Annotated in this window: 11 protein-coding genes; 4 read left to right on the top strand and 7 right to left on the bottom strand. The window is 67.7% G+C overall.

All coding sequences use genetic code 11. The features are described from left to right. Nucleotides 1-20: 20 nt before the first annotated feature. Nucleotides 21-1,064, bottom strand: a complete 1,044-nt coding sequence (locus tag AAW51_RS15850) for a quinone-dependent dihydroorotate dehydrogenase (protein WP_047195379.1) — start codon at nt 1,062-1,064, stop codon at nt 21-23. A 111-nt stretch (nt 1,065-1,175) separates the two neighbouring features. On the opposite strand from AAW51_RS15850, the gene rpiA reads away from it, so the two are divergent. Then, nucleotides 1,176-1,835: a ribose-5-phosphate isomerase RpiA gene (gene rpiA / locus AAW51_RS15845; protein ID WP_047195378.1), complete on the top strand. Its 660-nt coding sequence runs from the start codon at nt 1,176-1,178 to the stop codon at nt 1,833-1,835. A gap of 165 nt (nt 1,836-2,000) precedes the next feature. Here the strand turns inward: rpiA and AAW51_RS15840 are convergent, their stop codons facing one another. From AAW51_RS15840 to AAW51_RS15820, 5 genes are all read right to left on the bottom strand, one after another. After that, nucleotides 2,001-2,630, bottom strand: a complete 630-nt coding sequence (locus tag AAW51_RS15840; protein ID WP_047195377.1) for a DUF4124 domain-containing protein — start codon at nt 2,628-2,630, stop codon at nt 2,001-2,003. Nucleotides 2,631-2,664: 34 nt separating this feature from the next. Next, on the bottom strand, nt 2,665-4,695 hold the full coding sequence (locus AAW51_RS15835) for a M3 family metallopeptidase (RefSeq protein WP_047195376.1): 2,031 nt from the start codon (nt 4,693-4,695) through the stop codon (nt 2,665-2,667). Between the two features lie 234 nt (nt 4,696-4,929). Beyond that, complete coding sequence (gene folD / locus AAW51_RS15830; protein WP_047195375.1) at nt 4,930-5,781, bottom strand: bifunctional methylenetetrahydrofolate dehydrogenase/methenyltetrahydrofolate cyclohydrolase FolD; 852 nt, start codon at nt 5,779-5,781, stop codon at nt 4,930-4,932. A 120-nt stretch (nt 5,782-5,901) separates the two neighbouring features. Then, nucleotides 5,902-6,525: a response regulator transcription factor gene (locus tag AAW51_RS15825; protein ID WP_047195374.1), complete on the bottom strand. Its 624-nt coding sequence runs from the start codon at nt 6,523-6,525 to the stop codon at nt 5,902-5,904. An 11-nt stretch (nt 6,526-6,536) separates the two neighbouring features. Then, nucleotides 6,537-9,074, bottom strand: coding sequence for a PAS domain S-box protein (locus AAW51_RS15820; protein WP_047195373.1), 2,538 nt, complete (start codon nt 9,072-9,074; stop codon nt 6,537-6,539). A 156-nt stretch (nt 9,075-9,230) separates the two neighbouring features. On the opposite strand from AAW51_RS15820, the gene aceE reads away from it, so the two are divergent. The 3 genes from aceE to lpdA all read left to right on the top strand — a co-directional run bounded on the left by aceE (nt 9,231) and on the right by lpdA (nt 15,522). Beyond that, the gene (aceE, locus tag AAW51_RS15815; RefSeq protein WP_047195372.1) at nt 9,231-11,933 is read left to right on the top strand and encodes a pyruvate dehydrogenase (acetyl-transferring), homodimeric type; all 2,703 of its coding nucleotides are present in this window, start codon (nt 9,231-9,233) and stop codon (nt 11,931-11,933) included. Between the two features lie 81 nt (nt 11,934-12,014). Then, nucleotides 12,015-13,688 carry a dihydrolipoyllysine-residue acetyltransferase gene (gene aceF / locus AAW51_RS15810; RefSeq protein WP_047195371.1) on the top strand — a complete coding sequence of 558 codons (1,674 nt, stop codon included), beginning with the start codon at nt 12,015-12,017 and terminating at the stop codon, nt 13,686-13,688. A gap of 10 nt (nt 13,689-13,698) precedes the next feature. Then, nucleotides 13,699-15,522: a dihydrolipoyl dehydrogenase gene (lpdA, locus tag AAW51_RS15805; RefSeq protein WP_047195370.1), complete on the top strand. Its 1,824-nt coding sequence runs from the start codon at nt 13,699-13,701 to the stop codon at nt 15,520-15,522. 81 nt (nt 15,523-15,603) lie between these two features. Here lpdA and AAW51_RS15800 read toward each other — a convergent pair whose 3' ends face one another. Further along, entirely contained in the window at nt 15,604-16,611 is a 1,008-nt protein-coding gene (locus AAW51_RS15800) for a GlxA family transcriptional regulator (RefSeq protein WP_047195369.1), read from the bottom strand. Nucleotides 16,612-16,668 lie beyond the last annotated feature (57 nt).

Below are 16,668 nucleotides of genomic sequence, written 5' to 3'. Positions count from 1 at the left end.
CGCGTCGCGTCGCCGCGGGCTCAGACGGAGGTTTGCTTGAGGGCCAGCGCGGCGTCGCGCACCAGGGCCGGCCCGCGGTAGATCAAGCCGGTGTAGATCTGCACCAGGTTGGCCCCGGCCTCCAGCTTGACGCGGGCGTCGTCGCCGCTCATCACGCCGCCGACGCCGATGATGGGATAGGCCGGCCCGAGTGCCGCGCGCAGCGCGCGGATCACCCGGTTGCTCGCTTCGAACACGGGGCGCCCGCTCAAGCCGCCCGTCTCAGCGCCGTGCGTCAGATGCCGCACGGCGTCGCGGGCGATGGTGGTGTTGGTGGCGATGACGCCGTCGATGGCGTTCTTCTGCAAGGTGGCGGCGATCACGGCGACCTGGCCTTCCTCGAGGTCGGGCGCGATCTTGACGAACACCGGCACCCGCCGCTGGTGCTGCGCCGCCAGCGCCTCGCGACGGTCGGCGATGGCGCCGAGCAGCGCATCGAGCGCCGCGTCGGACTGCAGGCTGCGCAGGTTCTGGGTGTTGGGCGACGAGATGTTGACGGTCACGTAGTCGGCATGCGGATAGACGCCGGCGAGACAGATCAGGTAGTCGTCGACGGCCCGCTCGATCGGCGTGCTCGCGTTCTTGCCGATGTTGAGCCCGAGGATGCCGCCGTCGCCGCGAAAGCGCGCGCGCGTGACGTTGGCGATGAAACTGTCGAGCCCGTCGTTGTTGAAGCCCAGCCGGTTGATCAGCGCATCGGCCTCCGGCAGGCGGAACATGCGGGGTTTGGGGTTGCCGGGCTGCGCCTTGGGCGTCACCGTGCCCACCTCGATGAAGCCGAAGCCCATCGCGGCCAGGCCGTCGATGCAGCGCCCGTTCTTGTCGAGCCCGGCGGCCAGCCCGATGCGGTTCGGAAAGCGCAACCCTGCGAGGCTGACCGGGTCGGACACGCGTGCTTGCCCATAGAGGCAGGCCAGCGGGCTGCGCTGCACCCGGGCCAGCGCCCCGAGCGTGATTTCGTGAGCTTGCTCGGGGTCGAGGCCGAACAGGAAGGGGCGGGCAAGGGCGTAGGGAAGCAGGGCCATGGCAAGGAGGGGAGGCGGGCAGGCAAGGGGCGACGCCGTTGCCGGCGCGCGCGGGTCTTCTTGGATAATCCGCGGATTGTCTCAAACCGGCGCGAGCGGGCGCCTCTTCTCATGACCCAGGATGAACTGAAGGCCCTCGTCGGCCGCGCGGCCGTCGAGCATGTGGTGCCCGGCGCCGTCGTCGGGGTGGGCACCGGCTCGACGGTGAATTGCTTCATCGACGAACTCGCGAAGATCAAGGACCGCATCGCCGGCGCCGTGTCGAGTTCCCAGAAGAGCACCGAGCGGCTGCAGGCGCACGGCATTGCGGTGCTCGACGCCAACCAGGTCGACAGCCTGCCGGTCTACATCGACGGCGCCGACGAGATCGACCACGGCGGCCACATGATCAAGGGCGGCGGCGCGGCGCTGACGCGCGAGAAGATCGTCGCCGACATGGCGGAGCGTTTCGTCTGCATCGCCGATGCCTCCAAGCTGGTGCAGACGCTGGGGCGCTTCCCGCTGCCGGTCGAGGTGATCCCGATGGCCAGCGGCCTGGTGTCGCGCCGTTTGCGGGCGCTCGGCGGGCAACCGCGTGTGCGTGAAGGGGTGGTGACCGACAACGGCAACGTGATTCTCGATGTCACCGGCCTCGAGATCCGCGATCCGGCCGCGATGGAGTCGGACATCAACAACTGGCCCGGCGTCGTGACGGTGGGCATCTTCGCGCGCAACCGGGCCAAGGTCTGTTTGCTCGGCACCCCGGAAGGCGTGCGGCGGCTCGACTTCTAAGCGCTGCCGCCGCGGCGGTCGCTCACCGCCCGGTGCATCAGGCGGCCGCGAGCACCGTGTGCGACAGGGGCGGTGGCCTCTCGTGGCGAAGCGGACCGCCGGCAGGCGGCGCGGCCTGCATCAGGCACACGGACAGCCGCCCGCAGCGCTGGCGGGCGCTGCTGCTCAGAACTTGAAACCGGGGGGCGCATTGCCCGCCGGTGGGGGCGGGCTGCTGGTCGACGGCGCCGAACGCGGCGTTCCGGCGGCCGTTTGGGTCGGCGCGGGCGCCGGAACGACGGCCACGAGAGGGGTCGGGGGAGCGAACTGGAAGCTCGTCGGCAGCGTCGATTGCTTGGGGTAGCCCGCCGTGTCGAGGTAGGACTGCCACTCTTCGGCCGCGTAACCCTTGATCTGCTGCCCGCCGATCTGCAACAAGGGCAGGTCGGTGCCGCCCGCCAAGCGGTTCAGTGCCGCCGCGTCTTGAGCGGTGTTGACGGTTTTTTCGGTGTAGGGCACGCCGCGCTGCCGCAGCAAGGCACGGCCTGCCTCGCAGGGCTGGCACTCGCGGGAGGTGTAGAGGGTGACCGGGAAGCGGCCCACCACCCGCTGCAACTCGAACGGCAGCGCCGAGGCCCCACCGCCGGCAGCCGGTGCGCCGGACGAGGTCAAGGGCTGCACGCGGCTCACCTCGGTGGGCGGCCGGTCGGTGTAGGTGACCTTGCCGTCGGGGCCGACGACCTTGTAGAGCGCGTGCGCCGGCAGGGCCGCCGCCCAACAACACAAAAGAAGCGCCCAGCGCGCAATGGATTTCATACCGACTCCCCGGGTGAAAACGACCGCGATGCTATCAGGCCATGCCCTGGTGACGTAACAGGGCGTCGATCTTGGGCTCGCGACCGCGGAAAGCTTTGAAACTTTCCTCGGCCGGGCGGCTGCCGCCGGCCTCCAGAATGGCTTGCCGGTAGCGGCGGCCGGTCTCGACGTCGAGCACACCGGCTTCTTCGAAGGCGCTGTATGCGTCGGCCGACAGCACCTCGGCCCATTTATAGCTGTAATAGCCGGCCGCGTAGCCACCGGCAAAGATGTGCGAGAAGCTGTGTTGCACGCGGTTGAACGGCGGCGGGATCAACACCGCGACCTCGCGGCGCACCTCGTCGACCACCTGCTGGATGCGCTGCTCGCTGCCCGGCTCGGCGTGCAGCCGCATGTCGAACAGCGCGAACTCGATCTGGCGCAGCGTCTGCAGGCCGCTCTGGAAGTTCTTCGCGGCGATCATCTTGTCGAACAACTCGCGCGGCAGCGGCTCACCGGTCGTGACATGCGAGGTCATGTGCTTCAGGACGTCCCATTCCCAGCAGAAGTTTTCCATGAACTGGCTGGGCAGCTCGACCGCGTCCCATTCCACGCCGGAGATGCCGGCCACGCCGATGTCCTCCACCTGCGTCAGCATGTGGTGCAGGCCGTGGCCGAACTCATGGAACAGCGTGATCACGTTGTCGTGCGTCAGCAGCGCCGGCTGGCCGTTGACACCTTCGGCGAAGTTGCAGACCAGCTGCGCGACCGGCGTTTGCAGCCGCTGCTCACCTTGACGGTCGGGCCGCGCCCACCGGCCGCGCACGTCGTCCATCCAGGCGCCCGACCGCTTGCCGGGGCGGGCATAGGGGTCAAGATAGAACTGGCCGACCAGGCGGCCCTGGCGTTCGATGCGGAAAAACCGCACGCTCGGGTGCCACACCGGCGCCGAATCGGGGCGGATGGCCACTTCGAACAAGGTCTCGACGATCTTGAACAAGCCTTCCAGCACCTTGGGCTCGGTGAAATACTGCTTCACCTCCTGGTCGCTGAAGGCGTAGCGCTGCTCTTTCAACTTCTCGGAGGCGTAGGCCACGTCCCAGGCGGCCAGCTCGTCCAGCCCCAGCTCGCTGTGAGCGAAGTCGCGCAACTCGGCCAGGTCTTTTTCGGCATGCGGGCGGGCCCGCTGGGCCAGGTCGCGCAAGAACGCCTCCACCTGGGCCGGCGACTCCGCCATCTTGGGCACCAGCGACACGTGGGCAAAGCTCGGGTAGCCCAGCAATTGCGCCTCTTCCTGGCGCAGCGCCAGCAGTTCGACCATCAGCGCCGAGTTGTCGTGTTCCGGCTGGCCCAGCTCGGACGCGCGCGTCGCGTAGGCGGTGTAGAGCTTCTCGCGCAGGGGCCGGTGGCTGCCGTACTGCATCACCGGCAGATAGCTGGGGAACTGCAGCGTCAGCTTGTAGCCGGCCTGGCCGTCGCGCTCGGCGGCAGCCCGGGCGGCTTGCTTGGCGTCGTCGGGCACGCCGGCGAGTTCTTCCTCGCTCGCGTAGTAGGCAAAGGCGTCGGTGGCGTCCAGCACATGTTCCGAGAACTTCTGCGCCAGTTCCGCCTGGCGCTCCTGGATGGCCGCGAAGCGCTCTTTTGCACCGCCCTGCAGTTCGGCACCCGACAGCACGAAGTCGCGCATCGCGTTGGACAGCGCCTTGCGGCGCGCGGCGCTCAGCTGCGCCGCCTGCGGGCTGGCGGTGAGCGCCTTGTATTTGGCGTAGAGCCGCTCGTCGGCACCCAGGCGCGTGTAGAACTCGGTCACCTTGGGCAGGTTCTCGTTGTAGGCGGCCCGCAGTTCCGGCGTGTCCGCCACCGCGTTCAGGTGGCCGACGGTGCCCCAGGCCCGCCCCAGCCGTTCGGTGGCGACGTCGAGCACGGCCGAGACCGCGTCGTAGTCGGCCGGCACGGCATCGCTGACCACCTGCTCGAGCGCCGCTTCCGCGGCCTGCAGCAGTTGGTCGATCGCGGGACTGACATGCTCCGGGCGGATGTCGGAGAAGCGGGGGAGTTCGGCGGCGTCGAGCAAAAGAGGGTTCATGGGCACTCAGATGACGTTGGGCGGCGCCGCTTTCAAGGCCGGGTCGGGCCGGGCGGCGATCAGAGACGCACGGGCGTGCGTTTCTTCCTGCAGAGGAGGCTGCGATGTCCCGATGGTATTGCGCTTCGCCGCCAATCGATGAGGCGAGGTGGATAGAGCAACGTTATCGAGATGGTCATTCTGCGAACGGCGCGGACGACCACCGGCGGCGCCGCGCCGGCCGGTCGGCCTGCGTCAGCCCGCCGCCAGTTCAGCGGCCTGCAGCGTGTTGGACAGCAGCATCGTGATCGTCATCGGGCCCACGCCGCCGGGCACCGGCGTGATGGCGCTGGCCACCTGCGAGACGCCTTCGAAATCGACGTCACCGCACAGCTTGCCGGCGTCGTTGCGGTTCATGCCGACGTCGACCACCACCACGCCCGGTTTCACCATCTCGCGCGTCACGGTGTTACGCCGCCCGACGGCTGCGACGATCACGTCGGCCTCCCGGGTATGGCGGGCGAGGTCCGGGGTGGCGCTGTGGCAGATCGTGACGGTCGCGTTGGCCTGCAGCAGCAACAAGGCCATCGGCTTGCCGACGGTGTTGCTGCGGCCGATCACTACTGCGTGTTTGCCGCGCAGGTCGTAATCGATGCTTTCGATCAGCTTCATGCAGCCATAGGGTGTGCACGGGCGCAGGCCCGGCAGGCCGGTCAGCAGCTCACCGCCGCTCAGCACCGAGTAGCCGTCCACATCCTTGTGGGTGGCGATGGTCGCGATCACCTTCTGCGGGTTGATGTGCTTCGGCAGCGGCGTCTGCACCAGGATGCCGTGGATGGCCGGGTCGGCATTGAGCGCCTCGATGCGGGCGAGCAACTCGGCTTCGCCCAGGCTGGCGTCGTACCGCTCGAGCACCGAATGGAAACCTGCTTCGCCGCACGCCTTCACCTTGTTGCGCACGTACACCTGGCTGGCCGGATCGTCGCCGACCAGGATCACGGCCAGGCCGGGGCGGGTGCCGCGTTCGGCGAGTTGGGCGGCGCGCTGGGCGATCTGCCCGCGCATCTGTTGGGAAAGGGCGGTGCCATCGAGGAGTCGCGCGGTCATGAGTCTTCCTTCAGAAACGAAAAAGGCGGCGGCCGGGAGCGAGAACGGAACAATGCCCCTGCGGAGCGCGAGAAACGAAAAAGGCCGCTGAAGACAGCGGCCTGGTCGGCTTGCAGGCCCTCAGGTCTTGGCCTGTGCGCCCAGGGCGATCTTGAGCAGGTCGGCGACGGTGTTCGCGTTGAGCTTTTCCATGATGTTGGCGCGGTGCGCCTCCACCGTCTTGATGCTGATGCCCAGGTCGTCGGCGATCTGCTTGTTTAGCCGGCCGGCGACGATACGGTCGAGCACCTGGGCTTCGCGGGTGGTCAGGCGCGACAGCAGCGCGTCGCGGCTGGCGGCCTCCTGCTGTTGCGAGAACAGCGAGCGGGCCTGGTCGAGCATGCGTTCGACCAGCGACACCAGTTCGTCTTCCTTGAAGGGTTTCTCGATGAAGTCCATCGCGCCCTTTTTCATCGTGCTGACCGCCATCGGCACGTCGCCGTGGCCGGTGATGAAGACAATGGGCAGCGGCGACTTGCGCTCGAGCAGACGGTCTTGCAGTTCGAGGCCGCTCATGCCGTCCATCCGGATGTCGGCGATCAGGCAGGCGACTTCACGCGGGTCGAAGCGGGACAGGAAGGATTCGGACGAGTCGAAACACTTGACCCGGTAGTCCTTGCCTTCCAGCAACCATTGCAGCGAGTCGCGAACCGCCTCGTCGTCGTCGACGACGTACACGGTGCCTTTCTTGGGGATCAAGCTCATGGGCGGGTTCTTCAATGGTTGGAAGAATGGGTGGTGTCCACCGGCAACGTGAACGAGAACCGGCAACCGACCACGCTGTGACCATTGTATAAGTTCTCGGCACGGATCCTGCCGCGATGCGACTCCACGATCGAGCGGCACAGGCTGAGGCCGATGCCCAGGCCGTCCGATTTGGTCGAGAAAAAGGCTTCGTACATGCGTCCCAGCACCTCTTCTTTCAGACCGGGGCCGCTGTCGGTGACGCTGAATTCGATCACTCCGCCTTCCTCGGGCGTGTGGCGCGGGATGATGCGCAGTTCGATATTGCGGCGCGGCGGCGGCAGCTTGGCGTTGTCGATCGCCTCGGCGGCGTTCTTCAACAGGTTCAGCAACACCTGCTCGATCAGGATGGGGTCGACCATCAAGACCGGCAAGCGTTGTGCCACGTAGGTGTGGATCGCCACATTGCGCCGGCGCAGCTCGATCATCGCCAGCTCCACCGCGTCTTCGACGATCTCGTGCGCCTGCGACGGCTGGCGCTGCGGCTCGCTGCGCTTCACGAAGGCGCGGATGCGGTGGATGATCTGGCCGGCGCGTTGGGCCTGTTTGGCGGTCTTTTCCAGCGCGGTCACCAGGTCGGGCGTTTGGATCGCGTTGGACTGCACCCGCGAGATGATGCCGTTGCAGTAGTTGGTGATGGCGGTCAGCGGCTGGTTCAGTTCGTGGGCCACCGACGACGCCATCTCGCCCATCGTCACCAGCCGGCTGGTCACCTGGGCCTTTTCGGCCTGCTGCGCGGCCTGTTCCTCGGCGCGCCGGCGGGCGGTGATGTCGGTCGCGATCAGCATCTGCGCCAGCCGGCCGTCGGTCCACTGCAGGTAACGCGCCCGCACGTCGAACCATTTGTCGAGCGACTCGATATACACCTCGCGCGGGTCGGAGCCGGCCTCGGTCAGCTCCTGGGTGGGCAGGCCGCTGAGGTTGTCGACACTGTCGTCGCCGTCGTGCACCGGGATCTCGTCGTCCGGATGGTCGCCGGCCAGCAGCCCGTGGCCGCGCGCGTCCGCGCCGAACCACAACCGGTAGGAGCGGTTGGCGAACAGCAGTTCGCTCTGCTGCACCGACAGCACCGACACCGCCGCCTCCAGCCCCTCGAGCACCGTGGTGAAACGCTCGTGCGACGCCGACAGCTGGTCGCGGATGCGCTTGGCCTCGGTGATGTTGGTCATCGAGGTCATCCAGCCGGTCTGGTGGCCCTTGGCGTCGATCAGCGGCGAGACGTACATGCGCGCGTCGAACTGCGTGCCGTCCTTGCGCATCACCTTGACCTCGATGCCGCCGGCCGGGCTGCGGCCCTGCAGCTCCTGCTCGAACAAGCGCCGGTTTTCTTCCATCCGGTCGGGTGGCCAGTGGGGGAAGGGCGGCAGCTTGCCGATCAGCTCGGCTTCGGAGAAGCCGGTCATCGAGCAGTAGGCGGCATTCACATAGGTGATGCGGCCTTCGAGGTCCATCGCGCGCATGCCGGTCAGCATCGAGTTTTCCATCGCCCGCCGGAAGTTGGTTTCGGCCACCAGCGCGCTCTGGACCTGCAGCCGCCGGCGCATGTGGCGCCAGGTGCCGAGCAGCATCCAGACCGTCAGCGCACTGAGCGCCGCCACCATCCAGAACAAGGTGTTGCTGATCAGGCCGATCGAGGTGCGGTAGCCCAGGCCCCGCAGGATCAGGCCATTGCCCACCGGCGCCACCGGGATGTCCTGGAAGATCGATGGCCGCTCGCTGTTCTTCAACATCGCCCGCGAGGTGGTGCTGGCCAGCACCCGGTCGTTCGCGTCGAGCAGCGTCATCCCGTGCCGGTTGGCCACTTCGGTGGGGACGAAATAGCGCAGCAAGGCTTCCACCGAATACTCGGCGACCACCGTGCCGGCGAAGGCGCTGCGGTCGATCAGCGGCACCTGCACCTGGAACACCGGCTGGCCGTTGCTGGTGCTGTAGGTGCGCGAATAGACCGGCTGGCGCAGGTCGCGCGCGGCCTCGAAGGCCCACTCCGGCTCGCTCTTGGTCACGGCGGGACCCGGCAGCGGGGCTGACGCGCCCTCCGGCGCCTCGCTGTAGCGGCTGCCGTTGAAGGTGTGGCTGGGCGACAGATAGCTGACCCGCGGCGCGCGGTCGGCGGCGAGCCAGGTGAGGCTGACCACCTCCGGGCGCTCACGCGCGAACGTCGTCGCCTGGCCGAGGAACTCGTCCTGGTCGACCGCCCGGGTAGTGATCTCGCGCGCAATGCGCACCAGTTGTTCCTGGTTTTCGATCAGCCGCAAACGGATCTGCTGCTGCGTCACTTCGGTGTCGCGCTTGACCGACTCGTGCTCGCGTTCCAGTTCTTCACTGCGCAAATACCAGAAGGCCGAGATGATCGCGGCCAAAAACATCAGCACCGACACGAGCGGGCCGAGGGTGGCAAAACGGTCTTGACGGGCGGGGGACTGGCGCCGCCACCATTTCCCGAACAGACGGCGGGAGCGGGGCGGCAACTCGTGGGTGCTGGCGCGAAATTCGCTGGGAACGACAGGCATAGGCGCGGATTATCGAGCCGCCGCACCGGCCCCGGACCGGGGAAAAACGAACGCTCGTTCAGTTTGGTTTCATATGGTGAAAGCGGTTCGCACTATTTGAAAACACCCCTTTTCTGTGACAAACTAGCCGGGCTTTAGACCCAGCGAGGAGACCCCATGTCTGCAGTGCCGCATTCGTTCGGCTCGGCGGCGAACGACGCCGACGCCCAAGAAACCCGGGAATGGCTGGACGCCCTGTCCGCCGTCATCGAGAGCGAGGGCCGCGAGCGCGGCCACTACCTCCTCGAGCAGTTGCTCGAGCATGCCCGGCAAACCGGCATCGACATGCCGTTCTCGGCCACCACGGGCTACGTCAACACGATCGAACCCAACGACGAGGAACGCTGCCCCGGCAACCTCGACATCGAGGAACGCTTGCGCGCCTACATGCGCTGGAACGCCATGGCGATGGTGGTGCGCGCCAACCGGCTCGACCCGGCGGACGGCGGTGACCTGGGCGGCCACATTTCGTCGTTCGCCTCAGTGGCGACGCTGTTCGGCGCCGGCTTCAACCACTTCTGGCATGGGGAGCACGAGGGCCATGGCGGCGACCTGCTCTACATCCAGGGCCATTCCTCGCCCGGCATCTATGCGCGCGCCTTCATGGAAGGCCGCATCAGCGAGGAGCAGCTGAAGAACTTCCGCCAGGAAGTCGACGGCAAGGGCCTGTCGAGCTACCCGCACCCGAAGCTGATGCCGGAGTTCTGGCAGTTCCCCACGGTCTCGATGGGTCTCGGGCCGCTGATGGGCATCTACCAGGCGCGTTTCCTCAAATACCTGCATGCACGCGGCATTGCCGACACGTCCAACCGCAAGGTGTGGGTGTTCTGCGGCGACGGTGAGATGGACGAGCCCGAGTCGCTCGGGGCGATCGGTGTCGCCGCGCGCGAGAAGCTCGACAACCTGATCTTCGTCATCAACTGCAACCTGCAGCGACTCGACGGCCCGGTGCGCGGCAACGGCAAGATCGTGCAGGAACTCGAAGGCGAGTTCCGCGGCGCCGGCTGGAACGTCATCAAGCTGCTGTGGGGCAGCTACTGGGACCCGCTGCTGGCACGCGACAAGGAAGGCATCCTGCGCCAGATCATGATGGACATGGTCGACGGCGACTACCAGGCCTGCAAGGCCAACGACGGCGCCTTCGTGCGCAAGACCTTCTTCGGCCGCCACCCGAAGGCCTTGGAGATGGTCGCGAAGCTGAGCGACGACGACATCTGGCGCTTGCAGCGCGGCGGCCACGACCCGCAGAAGGTGTACGCCGCCTACCACCGTGCGGTGAACCACAAGGGCCAGCCCACCGTGCTGCTGGTGAAGACCGTCAAGGGTTTCGGCATGGGCAAGAGCGGCGAAGGCAAGAACACCGCACACCAGACCAAGAAGCTGACCGACGACGACATCCGCGCCTTCCGCGACCGCTTCAACATCCCCATCCCGGACGACAAGCTCGCCGAACTGCCGTTCTACAAGCCGGCCGACGACACGCCCGAGATGCGCTACCTGCACGAGCGCCGCAAGGCCCTCGGCGGCTATTTGCCCAAGCGCCGCCCGAAGGCCGACGAGCAACTGCCGGTGCCCGAGCTGAGCGCCTTCAAGGCGGTGCTCGACCCAACCGCCGAAGGCCGCGAGATCTCGACCACCCAGGCCTATGTGCGTTTCCTGACCGCGCTGCTGCGCGACAAGACGCTCGGCCCGCGCGTCGTGCCCATCCTGGTGGACGAGGCGCGCACCTTCGGGATGGAAGGCCTGTTCCGCCAGATCGGCATCTACAGCCAGGACGGCCAGAAGTACACCCCGGTCGACAAGGACCAGGTGATGTACTACAAGGAGTCGCACGACGGCCAGATCCTGCAGGAAGGCATCAACGAAGCGGGCGGCATGGCCTCGTGGATCGCCGCTGCGACGTCGTACTCGACCAACAACCGGGTGATGATCCCGTTCTATGTCTACTACTCGATGTTCGGCTTCCAGCGTGTCGGCGACCTGGCCTGGGCGGCCGGCGACATGCAGGCGCGCGGCTTCCTGCTCGGCGGCACCTCCGGGCGCACCACGCTGAACGGCGAAGGCCTGCAGCACGAGGACGGCCACAGCCACATCCTGGCCGGCACCATTCCCAACTGCATCAGCTACGACCCCACCTTCGCGCACGAGGTGGCGGTGATCATGCACCACGGCCTGAAGCGCATGGTCGAGCGGCAGGACAACGTGTTCTTCTACCTGACGCTGCTCAACGAGAACTACACCCATCCCGGCCTCAAGCCCGGTACCGAAGAGCAGATCATCAAGGGCATGTATTTGCTCGAAGAGGGCGCCAAGAAGATACCGCGCGTCAACCTCCTGGGCTCGGGCAGCATCCTGCGCGAATCGATCTTCGCCCGGCAGCTGCTCGAAGACGAATGGGGCGTGGCCGCCAACGTCTGGAGCTGCCCGAGCTTCAACGAGCTGGGCCGCGAAGGCCAGGACTGCGAGCGCTGGAACCTGCTGCACCCGACCGAGACGCCGCGCGTGCCCTTCGTGGCACAGCAACTGCAGCCGCACAACGGCCCGGTGGTCGCGTCGACCGACTACATGAAGGCCTACGCCGAGCAGATCCGCCCCTTCATCCCGAAGGGCCGCAGCTACAAGGTGCTGGGCACCGACGGCTTCGGCCGCAGCGACTTCCGCTCCAAGCTGCGCGAACACTTCGAAATCAACCGCCACTACATCGTGGTGGCGGCGCTCAAGGCGCTGGCCGAGGAAGGCACGGTACCTGCTGAGAAGGTGGCCGAAGCGATCCGCAAGTACGGCATCAATGCCGACAAGGTGAACCCCCTCTACGCATAAGCCCCGAGCGCCCGCGCGACGCACGCTGCCCGGTCCGCCGGGGGTGTGGGCGCGGGCGGCTTGCATCAGGAGAAACAACAAATGGCATTGGTGGAAGTGAAGGTGCCCGACATCGGGGACTTCAAGGAGGTCGAGGTCATCGAGGTGCTGGTCAAGCCCGGTGACACGATCAAGGTCGAGCAGAGCCTGGTCACGGTCGAGAGCGACAAGGCATCGATGGAGATTCCGTCGACCCATGCCGGCTTGGTCAAGGACGTGAAGGTGCAGCTGGGCGACAAGGTCAGCGAGGGCAGTTTGCTGCTGATGCTGGAGGCGGAATCGGCCGGGGCGGCTGCGCCGGCTCCGGCACCCGCGCCGGCTTCTCCGGCGCCCGCTGCAGCGCCCACGCCCGCAGCGGCGGCTCCGGCTCCGGCTCCGAGCGCGCCGGGCGGCGGCGGCCCGGTCGAGGTCAGCGTGCCCGACATCGGCGACTTCGACCAGGTGGCGGTGATCGAGGTGCTGGTGCAGGTGGGCGACACGATCAAGGCGGAGCAGAGCCTGATCACGGTGGAGTCGGACAAGGCGTCGATGGAGATTCCGTCCTCGCATGCGGGCGTGGTCAAGGAACTCAAGGTCCAGCTCGGCGACAAGGTCAGCAAGGGCAGTGTGATCGCCGTGGTCGAGGCCAGCGGTGGTGCGGCCGCACCGGCGCCGGCCCCCGCGACGGCGGCGGCGCCCTCGGCTGCCGCCGCTTCGCCGGCCGAGTTGTCGAGTCCGCCGGTGGAGCGGACCGCCCCGACGGCCGCCTTGCCCGCTCACGAGCCGACGGCGCCGCAGGGCAAGCTGCCGCACGCCTCGCCCAGCATCCGCAAGCTGGCGCGTGAACTCGGCGTGCCGCTCGGCGAAGTGCCGGGCAGCGGGCCGAAGGGCCGCATCACCCAGGAAGATGTGCAGCACTTCGTCAAGAACGTCATGGTCGGTCAAGTGCAGACCGAAGCCCAGAAGGCCAAGGCGCCCGCGGCCGGCGGGGCCGGCGGCAGCCTGCCGGGGTTGCTGCCGTGGCCGCAGGTCGACTTCGCCAAGTTCGGCCCGGTCGAGCGGCGCGACCTCTCGCGCATCAAGAAGATCTCGGGTGCCAACCTGCACCGCAACTGGGTGATGATCCCCCACGTCACCAACCACGAAGACGCCGACATCACCGAGCTGGAGGCCTTCCGCGTCCAGCTCAACAAGGAGTACGAGAAGGCCGGCGTCAAGGTGACGATGCTGGCGTTCCTGATCAAGGCCTGCGTTGCGGCGCTGAAGAAGTTCCCCGACTTCAACGCCTCGCTCGACGGCGAGCAGCTGGTGCTCAAGCAGTACTTCCACATCGGCTTCGCGGCCGACACGCCCAACGGGCTGGTGGTGCCGGTGATCAAGGATGCCGACAAGAAGGGCATCGTCGCGATCGCCAAGGAGATGAGCGAGCTGGCGGCCAAGGCGCGCGAAGGCAAGCTCGGCCCGGCGGAGATGACCGGCGGCTGCTTCTCGATCTCGTCGTTGGGCGGCATCGGCGGCACTTACTTCACGCCCATCATCAACGCGCCCGAGGTCGCCATCCTCGGCGTGTGCAAGTCGACGCTGAAGCCGGTGTGGGACGGCCAAGCCTTCCAGCCGCGGCTGATCCTGCCGCTCAGCCTGAGCTGGGACCACCGGGTGATCGACGGCGCCTCGGCGGCGCGCTTCAACACCTACCTGGCCACCGTGCTGGCGGACTTCCGCCGCGTGATGCTGTAAGGAGTCGAGTGTGGCAGTGATCGAGATCAAGGTCCCCGACATCGGCGACTTCAAGGACGTCGCGGTGATCGAAGTGCTGGTGCAGCCGGGTGACACGGTGAAGGCGGAGCAGAGCCTCATCACGGTGGAGTCCGACAAGGCGTCGATGGAGATTCCGTCGTCGCATGCCGGGGTGGTCAAGGAGCTGAGGCTCAAGGTCGGCGATGTCGTCAACCAGGGCAGCACCATCCTGACGCTGGAGGCGGCGGGCGAGCAGGCTGCCGCCGCGGCGCCTGCGCCTGCTGCAAGCGGCCCAGCGGCGCCGCCGCAGCCGCAGGCGCGAGAGTCGTACGCACCGGCGCCCGGCGCGGCGCGGGCCGACACGGCGGCGACCCCGGCTGCTGGCCATTACAGCGGTGGCGTCGACCTGGAGTGCGACATGCTCGTGCTGGGCGCCGGCCCCGGCGGCTATTCGGCCGCCTTCCGCGCCGCCGACCTGGGCATGAAGGTGGTGCTGGTGGAGCGCTACGCGACGCTGGGCGGCGTGTGTTTGAACGTCGGCTGCATCCCGTCGAAGGCGATGCTGCACGTGGCCGCGGTGATGGACGAGGTGCAGCATTTCGCCGACATCGGCGTCAGCTTCGGCGCCCCCAGCGTCGACCTCGACAAGCTGCGCGCACACAAGGCCAAGGTGGTGGGCAAGCTGACGGGCGGCCTGAGTGCGATGGCCAAGATGCGCAAGGTCACGGTGGTGCGCGGCTACGGCAGCTTCCTCGACCCGCATCACGTGTCGGTCGAAGAAACCGGTGGCGAGGGCCAGGACAAGACCGGCAAGACCCAGACCATCAAGTTCAAGCAGGCCATCATCGCCGCCGGCTCGCAGGCGGTGCGGCTGCCCTTCCTGCCGTCCGACGAGCGCATCGTCGACTCGACCGGCGCGCTGCAGTTGCGCGCCACGCCCAAGCGCATGCTGATCGTCGGCGGCGGCATCATCGGCCTGGAGATGGGCACCGTCTATTCGACGCTGGGCGCGCGGCTGGACGTGGTCGAAATGCTCGACGGGCTGATGCAAGGCGCCGACCGCGACCTGGTCAAGGTGTGGCAGAAGATGAATGCGCCGCGCTTCGACAACATCATGCTGAAGACCAAGACCGTGGGCGCCGAAGCGACCGCCGACGGCATCCTGGTGCGCTTCGAAGGCGAGGGCGCCCCGAAAGAGCCGCAGCTCTACGACCTGGTACTGCAGGCGGTGGGCCGCTCGCCCAACGGCAAGAAGATCGGCGCCGACAAGGCCGGCGTGATCGTCAACGAGCGCGGTTTCATCCCGGTGGACATCCAGATGCGCACCAACGTCCCGCACATCTTCGCGATCGGCGATGTGGTGGGCCAGCCGATGCTGGCGCACAAGGCGGTCCACGAGGCCCATGTGGCGGCCGAAGTGGCGGCCGGCGAGAAGTCGGCCTTCGACGCGCGGGTGATCCCGAGCGTCGCCTACACCGACCCCGAGGTGGCGTGGGTAGGCCTCACCGAAGACCAGGCCAAGGCCGAGGGCCGCAAGGTCAAGAAGGGCTTGTTCCCATGGAGCGCGTCGGGCCGCGCCATCGCCAACGGCCGTGACGAGGGCTACACCAAGCTGCTGTTCGACGAGGACACGCACCGCATCCTCGGCGGCGGTATCGTCGGCACCCACGCGGGCGACATGATCGGCGAGGTGGCCCTGGCGATCGAGATGGGGGCCGACGAAGTCGACATCGGCAAGACCATCCATCCGCATCCGACGCTGGGCGAGAGCATCGGCATGGCGGCCGAAATCGCGCACGGCACCTGCACCGACGTGCCGCCGCAGCGGCGCTAGGGTCCGTCCTCGCCGCCGTGGCGGTGGCCAGGCTGCGGCCCCCACCCGGCCGTGATCGGCCCCGTCTTTGACGCGGGAGCGCTACCGGGGCTTGCCGAAGGCGGCGCTGCGGTAGGCCTGCGGCGTTTGACCGTGCTGCCGGGCAAACGCCCGCTGCAAGGCGTCCACCGAGCGAAAGCCGCTGTGGCTCGCGATCCGCTCCTGGGTCCAGTGCGTCTGCAACAGCAACTGCGCGGCGGCCGCCACGCGGGCCTGCTCGACGAAGCGCGCCGGCGTGCTGCCGGTCTGGGCGGCGAACTCGCGCGCGAAATGCCGCGGGCTCATCTGCACGCGCGCGGCCAGCGCCTCGACCGACAGATCCTCCTGTAAATGTGTGCCGATCCACGCCAGCAGTTCGCGCAAGCGGCTGCTCGCCGTGGCCTGCGCCTGCAGCGCCTGACTGAGCTGCGGTTGGGCGCCGCCCCGCAGCATCGGCAACGCCAGCGTGCGCGCAATCTCCATCGACACCGCATGGCCGAGGTCGTCTTCGACCAGCGCGAGCGCCAGCTCGATGCCGGTGGTGACACCCGCCGAGGTCCACAGCCGGCCGTCACGCACATAGATGCGCTCGCGCTGCACGCGCACCTGCGGCCGCAGGGTCTGCAGCAGATCGCAGACACGCCAGTGGGTGGTGGCCTCGCGGCCGTCGAGCAGCCCGGCCGCCGCCAACGCAAAGGCGCCGGTGCAGACGCTGGCGATACGACGTGCGCGAGGGGCGGTTGCGGCGAGCCAGCCGGCGACGTTCTGCTCGACGATGGCGGTGCGCAGTGCCGGCTCGTCGCCGCCCGCGATGATCAAGGTGTCGATGGCGGCCGGCAGTTGCTGCAGCCCGAGCGTGTTGGCCAGCTCCAGCCCGCCATTCGTGCGCACGGTGCCGCCGCACGGCGAGGCGATGTGCAGGCGGTAGCTGCCCGGACGCAGCATCTCGGCCTTGCTGAACACGCTGGCCGGGCCGGCCACGTCGAGCCCCTCGACGCCGTCGAAGGCCACCAGCACCACGTCGATGGCAGAAACGGCGGCTTCTTCGTCCTTGTGGGGTGGGCTGGGCATCCTTAGGCTTTGGGCATCGCGGTTTTCAAAGGGCGGCGGCAGTGAAGAAGCACTGGG

The sequence above is a fragment of the Caldimonas brevitalea genome, from assembly GCF_001017435.1.
Taxonomy (GTDB): domain Bacteria; phylum Pseudomonadota; class Gammaproteobacteria; order Burkholderiales; family Burkholderiaceae_C; genus Caldimonas; species Caldimonas brevitalea.
This window is presented reverse-complemented; position numbering and strand designations above follow the sequence as displayed.